General features: G+C 65.0%; 14 protein-coding genes. 12 read left to right on the forward strand and 2 right to left on the reverse strand.

Annotation, left to right across the window (positions count from 1 at the left end):
- Window positions 1–11 precede the first annotated feature (11 nt).
- Complete coding sequence (trpE, locus tag QMC81_06555) at window positions 12–1469, reverse strand: anthranilate synthase component I (protein MDI6907128.1); 1458 nt, start codon at window positions 1467–1469, stop codon at window positions 12–14.
- Between the two features lie 392 nt (window positions 1470–1861).
- On the opposite strand from trpE, the gene QMC81_06560 reads away from it, so the two are divergent.
- The 3 genes from QMC81_06560 to QMC81_06570 all read left to right on the forward strand — a co-directional run bounded on the left by QMC81_06560 (window position 1862) and on the right by QMC81_06570 (window position 3755).
- Window positions 1862–2350, forward strand: a complete 489-nt coding sequence (locus QMC81_06560; GenBank protein ID MDI6907129.1) for a hypothetical protein — start codon at window positions 1862–1864, stop codon at window positions 2348–2350.
- A 241-nt stretch (window positions 2351–2591) separates the two neighbouring features.
- Entirely contained in the window at window positions 2592–3464 is an 873-nt protein-coding gene (locus QMC81_06565; GenBank protein MDI6907130.1) for a hypothetical protein, read from the forward strand.
- A gap of 39 nt (window positions 3465–3503) precedes the next feature.
- A complete protein-coding gene (locus QMC81_06570) occupies window positions 3504–3755 on the forward strand; it encodes a hypothetical protein (GenBank protein ID MDI6907131.1) in 252 nt (83 codons plus the stop codon).
- Between the two features lie 265 nt (window positions 3756–4020).
- On the opposite strand, the gene QMC81_06575 is transcribed toward QMC81_06570, so the two are convergent.
- Window positions 4021–4179, reverse strand: coding sequence for a hypothetical protein (locus QMC81_06575; GenBank protein MDI6907132.1), 159 nt, complete (start codon window positions 4177–4179; stop codon window positions 4021–4023).
- A 156-nt stretch (window positions 4180–4335) separates the two neighbouring features.
- On the opposite strand from QMC81_06575, the gene amrA reads away from it, so the two are divergent.
- The 9 genes from amrA to argH all read left to right on the forward strand — a co-directional run bounded on the left by amrA (window position 4336) and on the right by argH (window position 15050).
- Window positions 4336–5739, forward strand: a complete 1404-nt coding sequence (gene amrA / locus QMC81_06580; GenBank protein ID MDI6907133.1) for an AmmeMemoRadiSam system protein A — start codon at window positions 4336–4338, stop codon at window positions 5737–5739.
- A gap of 11 nt (window positions 5740–5750) precedes the next feature.
- The gene (amrS, locus tag QMC81_06585) at window positions 5751–6770 is read left to right on the forward strand and encodes an AmmeMemoRadiSam system radical SAM enzyme (GenBank protein MDI6907134.1); all 1020 of its coding nucleotides are present in this window, start codon (window positions 5751–5753) and stop codon (window positions 6768–6770) included.
- 74 nt (window positions 6771–6844) lie between these two features.
- Window positions 6845–7885: an N-acetyl-gamma-glutamyl-phosphate reductase gene (gene argC, locus QMC81_06590; protein MDI6907135.1), complete on the forward strand. Its 1041-nt coding sequence runs from the start codon at window positions 6845–6847 to the stop codon at window positions 7883–7885.
- 141 nt (window positions 7886–8026) lie between these two features.
- The gene (gene argJ / locus QMC81_06595) at window positions 8027–9235 is read left to right on the forward strand and encodes a bifunctional glutamate N-acetyltransferase/amino-acid acetyltransferase ArgJ (GenBank protein MDI6907136.1); all 1209 of its coding nucleotides are present in this window, start codon (window positions 8027–8029) and stop codon (window positions 9233–9235) included.
- Between the two features lie 74 nt (window positions 9236–9309).
- Window positions 9310–10212, forward strand: a complete 903-nt coding sequence (gene argB, locus QMC81_06600; GenBank protein ID MDI6907137.1) for an acetylglutamate kinase — start codon at window positions 9310–9312, stop codon at window positions 10210–10212.
- A gap of 4 nt (window positions 10213–10216) precedes the next feature.
- The gene (locus QMC81_06605) at window positions 10217–11428 is read left to right on the forward strand and encodes an acetylornithine transaminase (GenBank protein ID MDI6907138.1); all 1212 of its coding nucleotides are present in this window, start codon (window positions 10217–10219) and stop codon (window positions 11426–11428) included.
- The gene (gene argF / locus QMC81_06610) at window positions 11425–12357 is read left to right on the forward strand and encodes an ornithine carbamoyltransferase (GenBank protein MDI6907139.1); all 933 of its coding nucleotides are present in this window, start codon (window positions 11425–11427) and stop codon (window positions 12355–12357) included. Before QMC81_06605 ends, argF begins: the two co-directional genes overlap by 4 nt.
- Before the next feature lie 85 nt (window positions 12358–12442).
- Window positions 12443–13663 carry an argininosuccinate synthase gene (locus tag QMC81_06615; protein ID MDI6907140.1) on the forward strand — a complete coding sequence of 407 codons (1221 nt, stop codon included), beginning with the start codon at window positions 12443–12445 and terminating at the stop codon, window positions 13661–13663.
- A 1-nt stretch (window position 13664) separates the two neighbouring features.
- Entirely contained in the window at window positions 13665–15050 is a 1386-nt protein-coding gene (argH, locus tag QMC81_06620) for an argininosuccinate lyase (protein ID MDI6907141.1), read from the forward strand.
- Window positions 15051–15061 lie beyond the last annotated feature (11 nt).

Below are 15061 nucleotides of genomic sequence, written 5' to 3' on the forward strand. Positions count from 1 at the left end.
GGTTCATCAACTCACTTTCCGATGGCCTGGACCAGGGCGGCGGCCTTGTGAGAGACCTCCTGGAATTCCCTGTCCGGGTCGGAGTCGGCGACAATGCCGGCCCCGGCCTGGACGTAGGCCGTCCCGTCCTTGATCACCAGCGTGCGGATGGCGATGCAGGTGTCGAGGTCGCCGGAGAGGCTCAAGTAGCCCACCGCTCCGGCATAGATACCCCGCCTTTCCGGTTCCAGTTCTTCAATGATCTCCATGGCCCTGATCTTCGGCGCCCCGCTGACCGTGCCGGCCGGGAAGGCCGCCGCCAGGGCATCGAGGGCGTCGAAACCGGGCGCCAGTTGCCCCTCCACCTCGGAGGTGATGTGCATGACGTGGGAGTAGTACTCCACTTCCATTAACTGATTGACGCGCACCGAACCCGGAAGGCAAACGCGGGCCAGGTCGTTGCGGCCCAGGTCGACCAGCATCACGTGCTCCGCGCGTTCCTTGGGATCGGCCAGGAGTTCGGCGGCGAGGGCCGCGTCCTCGGCGGCGTCCCGCCCGCGCGGCCGCGTGCCGGCGATGGGCCTGGTGAAGACACGGTCGTTTTCCACCCGGATGAGCATTTCGGGGGAGGCGCCGAGGATGACGTGGTTCCCCGCGTCCAGGTAGAACATGTACGGCGAGGGGTTGAGGCTGCGCAGATGCCGGTACACCGTCAGCGGGGCCTCCCTCAAGGGTGCGGAGACGCGGCGGGAGAGCACGGCCTGCAGGATGTCCCCGGCCAGGATGTACTCCTTCGCCCGGCGGACCATCGACGCAAACCGGACGTGGTCTTCTCCGGGTCGCAGGGCGGCCGGAGGCCGTTCCCACGTCTCGGGCGGTGAAACGCCCACCGGCCGGGCCAGCAGTTCCCGGACGGCGGCAATGTCCCGGCACCCCGCGTCAAATGTTTCCGCCGGATCTCCCTCGACGGGGGCGTTGTGGACGACCGTCAGGGTATGGCGGAGATGGTCGAAGACCAGGACGGTCCTGGGGAACAGGAAGAAACCGTCTGGCAGGCCGAGGTCGTCGGGGTTGGCGGCCGGGAGCCGCTCCAGGTAACGCACAAAGTCGTAGGCCAGATAGCCCACGGCGCCGCCGTGAAAGCGCAGCGGCCGGGGGAAGGGGGCGGAGCGATAACGGGCCATCAACCCGCGCAGGACGTCAAGCGGGTGCCCGTCGAGAGCGGCTGCCTGCCCGTCCTTCCCGCTGAGGACTGACTGTCCGTCCTTGATGCGCAACTCCCAGGCGGGATCAAGGCCGATGAAGGAGTAGCGGCCCATCCTTTCGCCGCCCTCGACGCTTTCAAGAAGGAAGGCCACTTTGCGCGTAGCGGAAAGCTTCTGAAACACCGAGATCGGCGTCTCGGTGTCCACCAGCCATTCCTCTGCCAGGGGAATGATGTTATATGTCCGGGCGAATTCCCGGAACTCTTCGTACCGGGGATAAATCAAGGCCTTTACCCCTCCCGCAAAAACAAAAAGCCGATACTCAGCATGGCGAGCATCGGCCCAGGTGACAGCCTTACTCCGCTCCGCTAAGCTCAATCCTCGTTCCCCCTGGGGGAACCCCTCATCTCGTCTGGCTAAACCTATTTAGTTGCCAGAAACAGTAACATGCCGGACAAGGGGTTGTCAACCCCATCAGTACTGTAAATATGCAGGCTGATTTGTCCGTTAACGGGCCGCGGCGGGATTAATTCTATAAGAATGCGGCAATCCGAACGCCGCCCAACGGCGTCTATATAAAACCCACCTTAAACTCGATCAAAAATGTGTCCTGACAATGGGGTCCATCTCAGTTTTGTTTACTCTAAAAAGGTGGTAACCCAGAAAGGATGACTTGCATGAAAAGAGTTATTGCCGGAGTAGCCCTGGTTTGTATCGTCTTTGCCGGAGGTTACTGGACGGGTAGAGCTGTGGTTCCGCCAAAAGAGAGAATCGTGGTGGAAATACCCCAGAAAGAACCAGAGAACTTACAATCATTGTTGTCTGAGACGCTTCCAGAAATTGATCGCCGCATTACCGAGAACTATGGTCAGGATGTAGGTGATTTCTGTGCCTGGGCCGAAGCAATGCATCAGGAGTTTGTCAATTACCACCAGGTTTTCCGCAAGATGTTTCCCCAGGACGTAATTGAGACTGATCCTCTTCTTAGAGAAATCGATGAGGCTTACATGAAATTAATTGATGTTACTAGGCTTACCTATCTTGGCAATGGCCGCTACGGGACAAACAAAGAGTTGAAACCTCAGTGCACTGTAATTAGAAACACCCTGAATGACGCGTTAAACAAGCTGGCCAACCCGGACCTTGCAGCGAAATATGATCGTTAGAAGGAGTTGCCGGCTAAGTACCAGCGAGGTATGCTGGCTGCCGTGACCAGAGTGGAGGGGTTATACAACTAAGCTTCTCCCTTGACTGCCGGATGCGATTGGGCTGCATCCGTGCCAGATACGGGTAATGGTTTCGATGGGGCGCCGGCTCCCAAAACCTGCACTTTTGGCCACTATCCGAACGCCGCCCAACGGCGTCTACATATTAGAATTTGAGGGAGAGTGAGAGGGGGAAGGTGAGATGTTCTCCCGGCTTGGACGTCAATTAAAATGGGCGGCGCTGCTTGCGGCCCTGATCCTGGCGCTTGCCGGACCGGGGAGCGGCATGGCCAGTTATATAGCCTTGACCGACGAGCAGGCTTTTCACTCGGCCGATATCGTGGCCAGGGGAATGTTTGTGGAAAGATCCGCACCCAAGTCAATCGCTTTTATGGTCGACGGAAAGCGCAAGGAGGCCGTGGTCCGGGACTACACTTTCAGAGCGTCGGAAGTCTACAAGGGTAAAATCGCCCTCACGGGAGATACGGTAACAGTACGCTGCCTGGATCCCACAAGCCCGTTACAGGTGGCGGCCGAACAGTTCCACCCCGAATTGAACCGGGAAATGGTCGTGCTTCTTTGCCCGTCGATGTTCACGGAACGGGGTGAACGGGGCGTTTATATGTTTCTGGGAGGTCCCGCGGGCGTTTACGGGATCAACGAAAGCCTGGTCGAGAATGTCCGGTGGAGCGAACCAAAACCGGCGGGAGACTTTATCAGTCAACTGACCGCCTGGTCCAACCGGGTCCCGGCGCACCCGCGTACGTCCTCGGGGGACAATGCCTTACTAACCCTGTTGTTTTGGCCGGCGATCACTCTCTCATTAATCCTGGCCGGAGCCGGCATCGTTTGGCGGCGGCCGGTCCTGCTCATCACCGGAGCGGTATTGTCCCTGCCCTTCTCGTATTACCTGTTCATGACCCCGCGTTTCCACCTCATTGGCCCTCTCCTGCCCCTCTGCCTGTTGGGCGGAGCCCTGGCGGTCCACCGGCGGAGACCCTGGCCGGCCTGGCTGTTATTGGCGGCGGTGGCGGGCTTCTTCGGATGGCTGGGAGCGCTCGTATTGGGGCAGTGAATCAGCTCTGTCGGGAATGGCGCGAGAGGATGTTTTCGAATGGATGTGCCGGAAGAACTCTGTCCCTACTGCGGGGGCCCGGTGACCGAAAACGGCATCTGCAGGGAGTGCGGGAGCCGCGGCAACCCTAACGCGCAGATTTACGACCCGATCGAGGGTGCCTGGCAGCAGGGCCGCGCTCTGCGCCGGCTTGGGCGGTTCGGCAAGGTTGTAGCCGCCGTCTTTCTGCTCGAGATCCTATATCTGATCATCACTTCGTTAGTAGAGGTGATACAAGCCGTTCGGGCATAGGTCACAGGCAGGATCGAGAGGCGTTCGTACCGTCCGGGAGAGAGTTGTTTTTAAGGTCCTCGGTTATTCCACGCCGCTACTGCACTTCACGGCTATGCTGTTTGTGTACCGGGGGCGGAAACGGTTGGGGGTATTGGCGCTGTTACCTTATCTGGCGGTAGTACTATACTTCGGGGCGGCGGTGATTGCGGAATCGCTCGGGTACTACCCAGGCAGGTAGAAGCTCAAAGCATTAGGCATTAAAGAAGGGTCAGCCCTTGGGGGGCTAACCCTTGAACTCGACGTTGGTACCGGCGCGCTCGGCGATCTCGTCCGGGTTCTGCCCGGTGGTGATCTCCTCGCCGCCCCGGGCCGGCGTTCCGATCACGCTTTCAAAGGCCGTGGTCCGCGGCCTTTCTGCTTTCTTGTCATTCTTCTTAGGCATTCGCCCACCTCCTTTCGGCTTTAGCTTGCCTGGAACAGTCTGCCCTATGAGTGGCAATGCCTGGGCGGGACTGGTAAATTTCAGGGCGCGGGGATAGAATACTGTTATGGAAACTGTAATTAAGGTGTCCGAATTCGTCGGAAGGAGGCGGGGGCCATGGGTATTGTTTTCTGTGGCGTGGTGCCGCACCCCCCGATTATGGTCCCGGAGGTCGGCAGGGGCGAAGCCGGGAAGGTCCGGGCCACCCAGGACGCCCTGCGGGAATTAGGGCGCCGGATCAAGGAGAGCGGTGCCGAAACCCTGGTGATCATCAGCCCCCACGGGCCGGTCTTCAGCGACGCCGTGGGGCTCATCATTACTCCGCGGTCCGGTGGTGACCTGGGCCGCTTCGGGGCACCCGAAGCGGCGGTGGACCGGACGACCGACCTAGAGCTGGCCGAGGCTATCGGGCGGGAGGCCCGTGCCCTCGACCTGCATATCGTGGCCATCGACGAGGGCCTGGCCCGGCGTTACCGCGACCTTTCCACGGAGCTTGACCACGGGTTCGTGGCGCCTCTTTACTGGCTGGAGCGGGGCGGGGCGGATCTCCCCCTCCTGGCGGTCGGGATGTCGCTCATGCCGCGGGACCGGCTGTACGCCTTCGGCGTCGCCGTGCGGCGGGCGGCGGAGAGGCTGGGCCGGAAGGCGGCCCTGGTGGCCAGCGGGGACCTGTCCCACCGCCTGACGCCCGATGCCCCGGCCGGGTTCCACGAGCGGGGCAAGGAGTTCGACGCCACGGTGGTCGAGATCTTCCGGACGGGGGAGATTGAGCGCTTGCTGGCCCTCGACGAGGTGTTGGCCGAATGCGCCGGGGAGTGCGGCCTGCGCTCGATGATTATGATGCTCGGCGCCCTGGACGGCCACCGCTTTGCCAGCGAGGTGCTCTCCTACGAGGGACCGTTCGGCGTAGGCTATATGGTGGCCGCGCTCCAACCCGGGGAGCCGGACGAGGAGCGGCGGTTGCTGGACCGCCTGATCACCCAACGGAGGAAGGCGGTGGAGGCGCGGCGGGAAGGGGAGAGCTACATTGTCCGCCTGGCGCGCCGGAGCCTGGAGAACTACCTGCGCGGAGAGGCGCCGCCCGACCCGGGGGAGATCCCGCCCGAATTCCGCCGTCCGGCCGGGGCTTTCGTTTCGCTGAAGAAGGACGGGCAGTTGCGCGGCTGCATCGGGACCATCGCCCCGACGCGCCCCACGGCGGCCGAGGAGGTCATGGAGAACGCCGTCTCGGCCGGGACGCGCGACCCGCGCTTCTTCCCGGTGGAGATCGATGAGCTGGACGAGATCGTTTATTCCGTCGACATTCTGGGCGAACCGGAGCCGGTGGACAGCCTGGACCAGCTTGACCCCAAGCGCTACGGCGTCATCGTCCGCGCGCGGGGCCGCTCGGGGCTCCTGCTCCCGGACCTGGAGGGCATCGACACGGCTGAGCAACAGGTAGCCATCGCCCGGCAAAAGGCCGGCCTTTCACCGGACGAACCGGTGAAGCTGGAACGTTTTGAGGTCAAGCGCTACCGGTAGGGGGTATCGCAGTGGTCCGTGAAGCAGCTTATTACGAGGTCCGCGAGAAAGGTAAAGTCGCCTGCCTGCTCTGCCCGAACCGCTGCGTCATCGCCCCGGGGAAGGCCGGCATCTGCCGCGTGCGGTTTAACCGGGACGGACGGTTGGAGGCAAGGAACTACGGGGAGGTCACCTCCCTGGCGATGGACCCGATTGAGAAGAAGCCCCTCTATCAGTTCTACCCGGGGCACTGGATCCTCTCCCTCGGCACCTGGGGGTGCAACCTGCACTGCCGCTTCTGCCAGAACTGGGAGATCGCGCACGGCGAGCCGGAGTCCGTCGCCGTGGCGCCGGAGCGGGTGGTGGACATGGCCCTGGCCGAGCGGGACAGGCACTGCATCGGCCTGGCCTTCACTTACTCGGAGCCCTCGGTGTGGTACGAGTTCGTGCGGGACACGGCCGTGCTGGCCCGCGAGAAGGGCCTGGTGAACGTCCTGGTGACCAACGGCTTTCTCGAGGAGGAGCCGCTCAAAGAACTCCTGCCCTACGTCGATGCCATGAACATCGACGTTAAGGCCTTCACCGACGAATACTACCGCCGGACCTGCCGGGGCTTCCTGAAGCCGGTCCTGCGGACCGTGGAACTGGCCGCCCCGCGCTGCCACGTGGAACTGACCACCCTCCTGGTGACCGGCCTGAACGACAGCCCCGAGGAGATCACCCGCCTCGTCGACTGGGTGGCGGGCGTCGACCGGAACATCCCGCTGCACTTTTCACGGTACTTCCCAAACTATCGCTTAAACCTCCCCGCGACGCCGCCGGAGACCATGCGCCGCGCCTGGACGATCGCCCGCGAGAGGCTGTCCTACGTCTATCTGGGCAACATGCGGGACGGGGAGGCGGAAAGCACTTACTGCCCACAATGCGGGAAGGCTGTCATCGAGCGGGACGGCTACCTGGTGCACGCCGTCCACCTGACGGAGGATAACCGGTGCGCTTTCTGCGGCTTCGCCGTGCACGTCACGGGAAAAGCACGGGTAAAGACACTCTAAAAGGGTATTGCATTATTATACATACATTCGTATAATTATAAACAGTTTTTCCGTGGGGGCGATGCCGGATGTCCATTATCAAGGCCGGGGTCATCGGGGCCACGGGCTACGCCGGGGCCGAACTGGTACGGCTGTTGGCGCGCCATCCCGCCGTCCGCCTGGCCGCCCTGACCTCGCGCAGCTACGCCGAACGGCCTTTATCCGCCGTCTACCCGCACCTGTACGGCCACGTGGACGAGGTTTTGCGGGAGTTCGACCCGGACGAACTAGTCAGCGAGTGCGACGTCGTCTTCACCGCCCTGCCGCACGGGCATGCGATGGAAGTGGGCCGCAAGGTGCTCGACCGGGGCAAGAAACTGGTCGACATCGGGGCCGATTTCCGCCTGGCCGACGTGGCGGTCTACGAAGAATGGTACCGGGTGACCCATACCGCGCCCGAGATCTTGCCGCGGGTTGTTTACGGCCTGCCCGAACTCAACCGCGAACATATCGCCGGCGCCCCGGTGGTGGCCAACCCGGGCTGCTACCCGACGGCCTCCATCCTGGCTCTGGCCCCGGCCCTGAAGGCCGGGCTGGCCGACCCGGCGAGCATCATCATCGACGCCAAGTCCGGGGTCTCCGGGGCCGGCCGCGGCCTTTCGCTGCGCACCCACTTCGCCGAGTGCAACGAGAACTTCCAGGCCTACGGCGTCCCCGGACACCGGCATACGCCGGAGATCGAGCAGGAACTGTCGCGCCTGGCGGGGCGGCCGGTGCGGGTCTCGTTCACCCCCCACCTGGCGCCCATGAACCGGGGCATCCTGGCCACCGTGTACTTCAGCCTTTCCCGCCCGGTGACCGCCGACGAGTTGCACGCCGTTTACCGGGAGTTTTACTCCGAAGAGCCTTTCGTCCGCGTCCTGCCGCCGGGCACGCTGCCGCAGACCAAGGCCGTCGCGGGCTCGAACCACTGCGACCTGAACGTCGTCGCCGATGCCCGCACCGGGCGGGCGGTGGTGCTGTCGGCCATCGACAACCTGGTCAAGGGGGCGGCGGGGCAGGCGGTGCAGAATATGAATATTATGTTCGGCCGGCCGGAGGGCGAGGGGCTGGCGGGCCCGGGGCTGTATCCGTAGGAAGCGCGGCCAACGGGTTGAAGATGCCGGAATCGGGACCGGGGGCGGGGGACTTCAGCCTGAGCGGCTTGCGGAACGTAAGGGGGAGCCCTGTGCTCCCGGGAGTAAGGTGTAGGCTATTTCATCTGGGAGGCTTTTGACTTGACCGCATTAACCTTCAAAGAAGAAGGGGTTACCGCGCCGCGGGGGTTCCTGGCCTGCGGCCTGCACGTCGGCTTAAAGAAACATAAGAAGGACCTGGCCCTCATCTACTCCGAGGCCCCCTGCAGCGTGGCCGGTGTCTTCACCACCAACCGCGTCAAGGCCGCCCCCCTGAAGGTGACCATGCCCCGCGTCGCCGCGGGGCGCGCACAGGCCGTGATCGTCAACAGCGGCAACGCCAACGCCTGCAACGGTCCCGCCGGCGAGGACGACGCCCGCCGGATGGGGCGGCTGGCGGCCGAAGCCCTGGGTATCCCGGAGGAGATGGTCCTGGTCAGCTCGACCGGGGTCATCGGCCAGCGGCTGCCGGTGGAGAAGATCGCGGCCGGCTTGCCGGATGCCAAGCGGCTTCTCGGGCCGGACGAGGGCGCCGCCGCCGCCGAGGCCATTATGACCACCGACCTTGTGCCCAAGAAGGCCTCCGTAACGATTAACGTCGGGGGACGGCCGGTAACCGTCGGGGGCATGGCCAAGGGCTCGGGGATGATCCACCCCAACATGGCTACCATGCTGGCCTTCATCACCACCGACGCCGCCATCGGCCCGGCGGCGTTGCAGGCCGCCCTGAAGACGGCCGTCGACTGTTCCTTCCATATGATAAGCGTCGACGGCGACACGAGTACCAATGATATGGCCGTGGTTATGGCCAACGGCCTGGCCGGAAATACCGCGCTCGAACCGGGGCAGCCGGAGTTCGCCCTGTTCTGCGAGGCGCTGACCGGGGTTTGCGTGCGCCTGGCGAAGATGATCGCGCGCGACGGGGAGGGGGCGACGACTCTCATCGAGGTGCGCGTCCGCGGCGCCCGGACCGAGGCCGACGCCCGGCTGGCGGCGCGGGCCATTGCCGCCTCCAGCCTGGTCAAGGCCGCCGTCTTCGGGCGGGACGCGAACTGGGGACGTATCATTTGCGCCGCCGGTTACTCCGGGGCCGCCTTCGACCCCGAGCGCTTCGCCGTCTGGCTCGGCGACCTGCAGGTTGCGGCCGGCGGCCGGGGACTGGACTTCGATGAGGCCCGCGCCACGGCGATCCTGTCCGGTGACCCGGTGGTGATCACCGTGGACCTGGGACAGGGCGGCGGAGAGGCCACCGCCTGGGGCTGTGACCTTTCCTACGATTATGTTAAGATAAATGCGGCGTACAGGACATAAGATTTGGAACTGGAACTTAGAAACTATCAATTTCTAATTTCCAGTTAACTGATACTAGCAAGGAGAGGTACCGATTGGTTATCACCGCTATTGAGAAAGCAGGTATTCTTGTCGAGGCCCTGCCATACATTAAGCACTTCCACGGCCGGATCGTGGTCATCAAGTACGGCGGTCATGCCATGCTGAACGGCGCCCTGAAGGAGGCCGTGATGACCGACGTCGTGCTGATGAAGTACGTCGGGATGCACCCGGTGATCGTCCATGGCGGCGGGCCCGAGATCACGGCCGTGCTGCGGAGAATGGGGAAGGAGTCGACCTTCGTCAACGGCCTGCGCGTGACCGACCGCGAGACCATGGAGATCGTGGAGATGGTCCTGGTCGGCAAGATCAACAAGGAGATCGTGGCCATGGTGAACCGCTTCGGCGGGCGGGCCATCGGCCTGTGCGGCAAGGACGCCAACCTGATCGAGGCCGCGAAGAAGCGGGTCCAGGTTGAGCGGGACGGCGTGACCGAGGACGTCGACATCGGCTTCGTCGGCGAAGTCGCGCGCGTCAACGCCGACCTTGTGGCCTCGGTCCTGCGGGAGGGGTACATCCCGGTGGTCGCCCCGACCGCCGTCGGTCCCGACGGGGCCAGCTACAACATCAACGCCGACAGCGTTGCCGGGGAACTGGCCGTCGCCCTGGGGGCCGAGAAGCTGGTCATCCTGACCGACGTCGAGGGGATCATGGCCGACCGCGACGACCCGGGCACCCTGATCTCGACCGTCAAGGTGGCGGAGGTGCCCGATCTCATCGCCCGCGGCGTTATCTCGGGCGGCATGGTGCCGAAGGTGGAGTGCTGCGTGAGCGCCCTGCGCGGCGGCGTCAGGCGCACGCACATTCTCGACGGCCGCGTGCCGCACTCGATCCTGCTGGAGATTTTCACCGACCAGGGCATCGGGACGATGGTAGTGATGCCCGAAAGGGAGAAGTAAACCGATGCGTCAAAACGAAATCATCGCCTTTGCGGACCGCTATTTAATGCGCACCTACGGGCGGCTGCCCATCGTCGTGGTGCGTGGCGACGGGGTCTGGGTCTGGGACGCCGAGGGGAAGAAGTACCTCGATTTCGTGGCCGGGATCGCCGTGAACGCCGTCGGCCATTGCAACCCGCGCGTTGTCGAGGCCGTGATCGACCAGGCGCGGCGGCTGATGCATTGCAGCAACCTGTACTACATCGAGCCCCAGATGCGCCTGGCGCGCATGCTCGTCGACAACTCGGCCTTCGACCGGGCCTTTTTCTGCAACAGCGGGGCCGAGGCCGTCGAGGGGGCCATCAAGCTGGCCCGCAAGTACGCCCGCTCGCAGGGCGGGGAGGACCGCTACGAGATCATCGCCGCCCATAACTCCTTCCACGGACGCACCCTCGGTGCCCTGACGGCGACCGGGCAGGTGAAGTACCACAAGGGATTCGAGCCCCTGGCGGCGGGCTTCAAACACGTCCCCTTCAACGACCTGGAGGCCATGGACGCGGCGATCAATGAACGCACCTGCGCCGTTCTCCTGGAGCCCATCCAGGGCGAGGGCGGCATCAACGTCCCGAGCAAGGACTACCTCCAGGGCGTTCGCCGCCTCTGCGACGCGCGGGGCGCCCTGCTCATCCTGGACGAGGTTCAGACCGGCATGGGCCGCACCGGGCGCCTGTTCGCCCACGAACACTACGGGGTCGTGCCTGATATCATAGCCCTGGCCAAGGCCCTCGGGGGAGGCTTCCCGATCGGGGCCATCCTCGCCCGGGAGCCGGTGGCGTCAGCCTTCACCCCCGGCGACCACGCCTCGACTTTCGGCGGCAACCCCCTGGCCTGCGCGGCCGGTATCGCCACGTTGAAGCTCCTCCTTGGAGAGGACTACATCGGCCACGCCGCCCGCGTGGGCCAGTACTTCAAGGCGCGGCTGGCCGACCTGATGGGACGCTACCCCTTCATCCACGACGTGCGCGGCCGCGGCCTGATGCTCGGGATGGAACTGACCGTCCCCGGCGGCGACATCGTCACCCGCTGCCGGGACGAGGGCCTGCTGATCAACTGTATCGGCCAGAAAGTGTTGCGCTTCGTGCCGCCGCTCATCGTCACCCTGGAGGACATCGACGGGGCCCTGATCATCCTGACGCGGGTCCTGGACGAGGTGAAAAAGGAGGCGGAGAAGGCGTGAGCAGCCTGAAAGGGCGGGATCTCCTTTCCCTAAGGGACCTGACGGCGGCCGAGCTGACTGCGGTCCTGGATCTGGCGGCCGACCTCAAGGCCCGCCAGCGGGTGGGGCAGCCGCACCAACTTTGCGCCGGGAAGACCCTCGGCATGATCTTCCAGAAGTCGTCCACCCGCACCAGGGTTTCCTTTGAGGTAGGAATGTACCAGCTCGGCGGGCACGCTTTGTACCTGAACGCCCAGGACATGCAACTGGGCCGGGGGGAGACGGTGGCCGACACGGCGCGTGTCCTCTCCCGCTTCGTGGACGCGATCATGATCCGCACCTTCGCCCAGGCCGAGGTCGAGGAGCTGGCGCGTTACGCCGACGTCCCGGTGATCAACGGCCTGACCGATTGGGAGCACCCTTGCCAGATCCTGGCCGACCTGCTCACCATCCGCGAACATAAGGGGGCCCTTGAAGGCCTCAAGCTGGCCTGGGTGGGTGACGGGAACAACGTCTGCCACAGCCTGCTCCTGGGCGGGGCGATGACGGGGATGCGGGTCGCCGTGGCCACGCCCCCGGGCTACGCCCCGGCGGGGGCGGTCGTGACCACCGCGCGGGAACTGGCCGCCGCCCACGGGGGCGCCGTCGAGCTTACCGCGGATCCCGCGGAGGCCGTGCGGGAGGCCGACGTCCTCGTCACCGACACCTGGGCCTCCATGGGCCGGGAGGCCGAGCACGACGCTCGGGCGCGGGTCTTCGCCCCCTATCAGGTGAACGAGTTCCTGGTCTCCCTGGCCCGGCCGGACTTCATCTTCTTGCACTGCCTGCCCGCCCACCGGGGCGAGGAGGTCACCGATGCCGTCATCGACGGCCCGCACAGCGTCGTCTGGGACGAGGCCGAGAACCGCCTCCACGCCCAGAAGGCCCTGCTGGCCTCAGTTTTAAGTTAGGGGTCAGGCCCCTAACTTAAAAAGCAGGGTGTTTTAAGTAAAGTGCCTGACCCCTAACTAAAATTGGGAGGAAGGGAGAGAGCACGTGACCGCGTCCTTACCTAAAGTCGTCCTGGCCTATTCCGGCGGCCTGGACACATCGATCATCATCCCCTGGCTGAAGGAGAACTACGGCTACGAGGTCATCGCCGTGACGGCCGACCTGGGTCAGGGCGAGGAGGTCGCCCCCGTCCGGGAGAAGGCCCTGGCCAGCGGGGCGAGCAAGGTCTATATCGAGGACGTGCGGCGGGAGTTCATCGAGGATTACCTCTGGCCGCTGCTGCGCTCCGGCGCCGTCTACGAGGGCAAGTACCTGCTGGGGACCTCGGTCGCCCGGCCGCTGATCGCCCGGAAACTGGTCGAGGTCGCCGGGGCCGAGGGGGCCGTCGCCGTCGCCCATGGGGCGACCGGCAAGGGCAACGACCAGGTCCGCTTTGAACTAACCGTCAAGGCCCTGAACCCCGACCTGAAGATCATCGCCCCCTGGCGGGAGTGGGACATCCGTTCCCGCGAGGACGCCATGGCTTACGCCGCCGCCCGCGGCATCCCCGTCCCGGTGACCAGGGAGCGGCCCTACAGCATGGACCGCAACATCTGGCACCTCTCGCACGAGGGCGGCGCACTGGAGGATCCGGGCCACGAGCCGCCGGACGACGTCTACGTCCTGTGCGTGCCGCCCGAGAAGGCGCCCGATGTGCCGGCCTACGTCGAGCTGGAGTTTGAGCGGGGCGTGCCCGTAAAGCTTGACGGGCAGGAGCTGGACCCGGTGGCGCTGCTGGAGCGCCTGAATGAGTTGGGCGGGGCCAACGGCATCGGCATCGTGGACATGGTCGAGAACCGCCTGGTGGGGATGAAGTCCCGCGGCGTCTACGAGACCCCGGGCGGGACGATACTCGTGGCCGCGCACCGCGAGTTGGAACTGCTGACCCTGGACCGGGCGACTTTGCACTTCAAGGACTCCGTTGCCGTCCGGTACGCCGAGCTGGTCTACGACGGCCTGTGGTTCACGCCCCTGCGCGAGGCCCTGCAGGCCTTCGTGGACAAGACCCAGGAGACCGTCACCGGCCGGGTGCGGATGAAGCTTTACAAGGGCAACTGCGTGCCGGCGGGCGCCTGGTCGCCCTACTCCCTGTACCGCCAGGACTTTGCTACCTTTGAGGAGGACGAGGTCTACAACCAGAAGGACGCCGAGGGGTTCATCAACCTCTTCGGCCTGCCGCTCAAAGTACGGGCCCTGATGCTCCGGGAAAGCAAGGTGGGTAAGTAGAATGGCCGACCTGTGGGGCGGGCGTTTCCAGAAGGGCAGCGACCCGCTGATGGAGGAGTTCCACTCCTCCCTTGCGTTTGACCGCCGCCTGTACCGCCAGGACATCCGGGGGAGCATGGCCCACGCCCGGATGCTGGGCCGGGTGGGGGTGCTCACCCCGGACGAGGTCGAGGCCATCGTCCGCGGCCTGGCCGCCGTGCAGGACGACATCGAGGCCGGGCGGGTGGCCTTCACCAGCGAGACCGAGGACATCCACAGCCTGGTGGAGCGGGAACTGATCGCCCGCATCGGCGAGGCGGGCAAAAAGCTGCACACCGGCCGCAGCCGCAACGACCAGGTGGCCCTGGACGTGCGGATGTACCTGAAGGACGAGATCCGGGAGATCCTGCGGCTGGTCCGCGGGCTGCAGGCGGTCCTGCTGGACCTGGCCGAGGAGCATGTCGAGACGGTCATGCCCGGCTACACGCACCTGCAGCGTGCCCAGCCGGTGACCTTCGCCCACCACCTGCTGGCCTACTTCGAGATGTTCGACCGCGACGCCGGGCGGCTGGCCGACTGCTGCCGCCGCACCGACGTCATGCCCCTCGGGGCGGGGGCGCTGGCCGGCACGGTCTTCCCCCTGGACCGGGAGTGGGTCGCCGCGGAGCTGGGCTTCGCCGCCGTCGCCGAGAACAGCATGGACGCCGTCGCCGACCGGGACTTCGCCGTGGAGTTCTGCGCCGCGGCGTCCCTGGTGATGGTGCACCTCAGCCGCTTCGCCGAAGAGATCGTCCTCTGGTCGAGCCAGGAGTTCTCTTTCGCCGAGCCCGACGACGCCTTCGCCACCGGCTCCAGCATCATGCCGCAGAAGAAGAACCCCGACGCGGCCGAGTTGGTGCGCGGCAAGGCCGGGCGCGTCTTCGGGCACCTGACCTCCCTGCTGACCTTGATGAAGGGCCTGCCCCTGGCCTACAACAAGGACATGCAGGAGGACAAGGAGGCCCTCTTCGACGCCGTGGACACGGTGAAGAAGTGCCTGGCCGTCTTCGGCCCCATGGTCCGCACCCTGCGCATCGACCGTGAACGCATGGCCGCCGCCGCCCGGGGCGGTTTCACCAACGCCACCGACCTGGCGGACTACCTGGTGAAAAAGGGCGTGCCCTTCCGCGAGGCGCACGCCGTGGTAGGGCGGGCCGTCGTCTACTGCCTTGAGAAGGGAAAGGACCTTGAAACCCTGACCCTGGACGAGTACCGCGCCTTCTCCCCGGCGGTCAACGAGGACGTCTACGCGGCCGTCAGCCTGGAGACCGCCCTGCGCCAGCGCAGCCTCCGCGGCGGCCCGGCGCCGGAAACCGTTCGGCGGGCAATCGCCCGAGCGCGGGAGCGCCTGGCCGCCTCACAGGGATAGTTTGATAGTAC

It is taken from the genome of Thermoanaerobacterales bacterium, assembly GCA_030019475.1.
GTDB lineage: Bacteria > Bacillota > Desulfotomaculia > Desulfotomaculales > JASEER01 > JASEER01.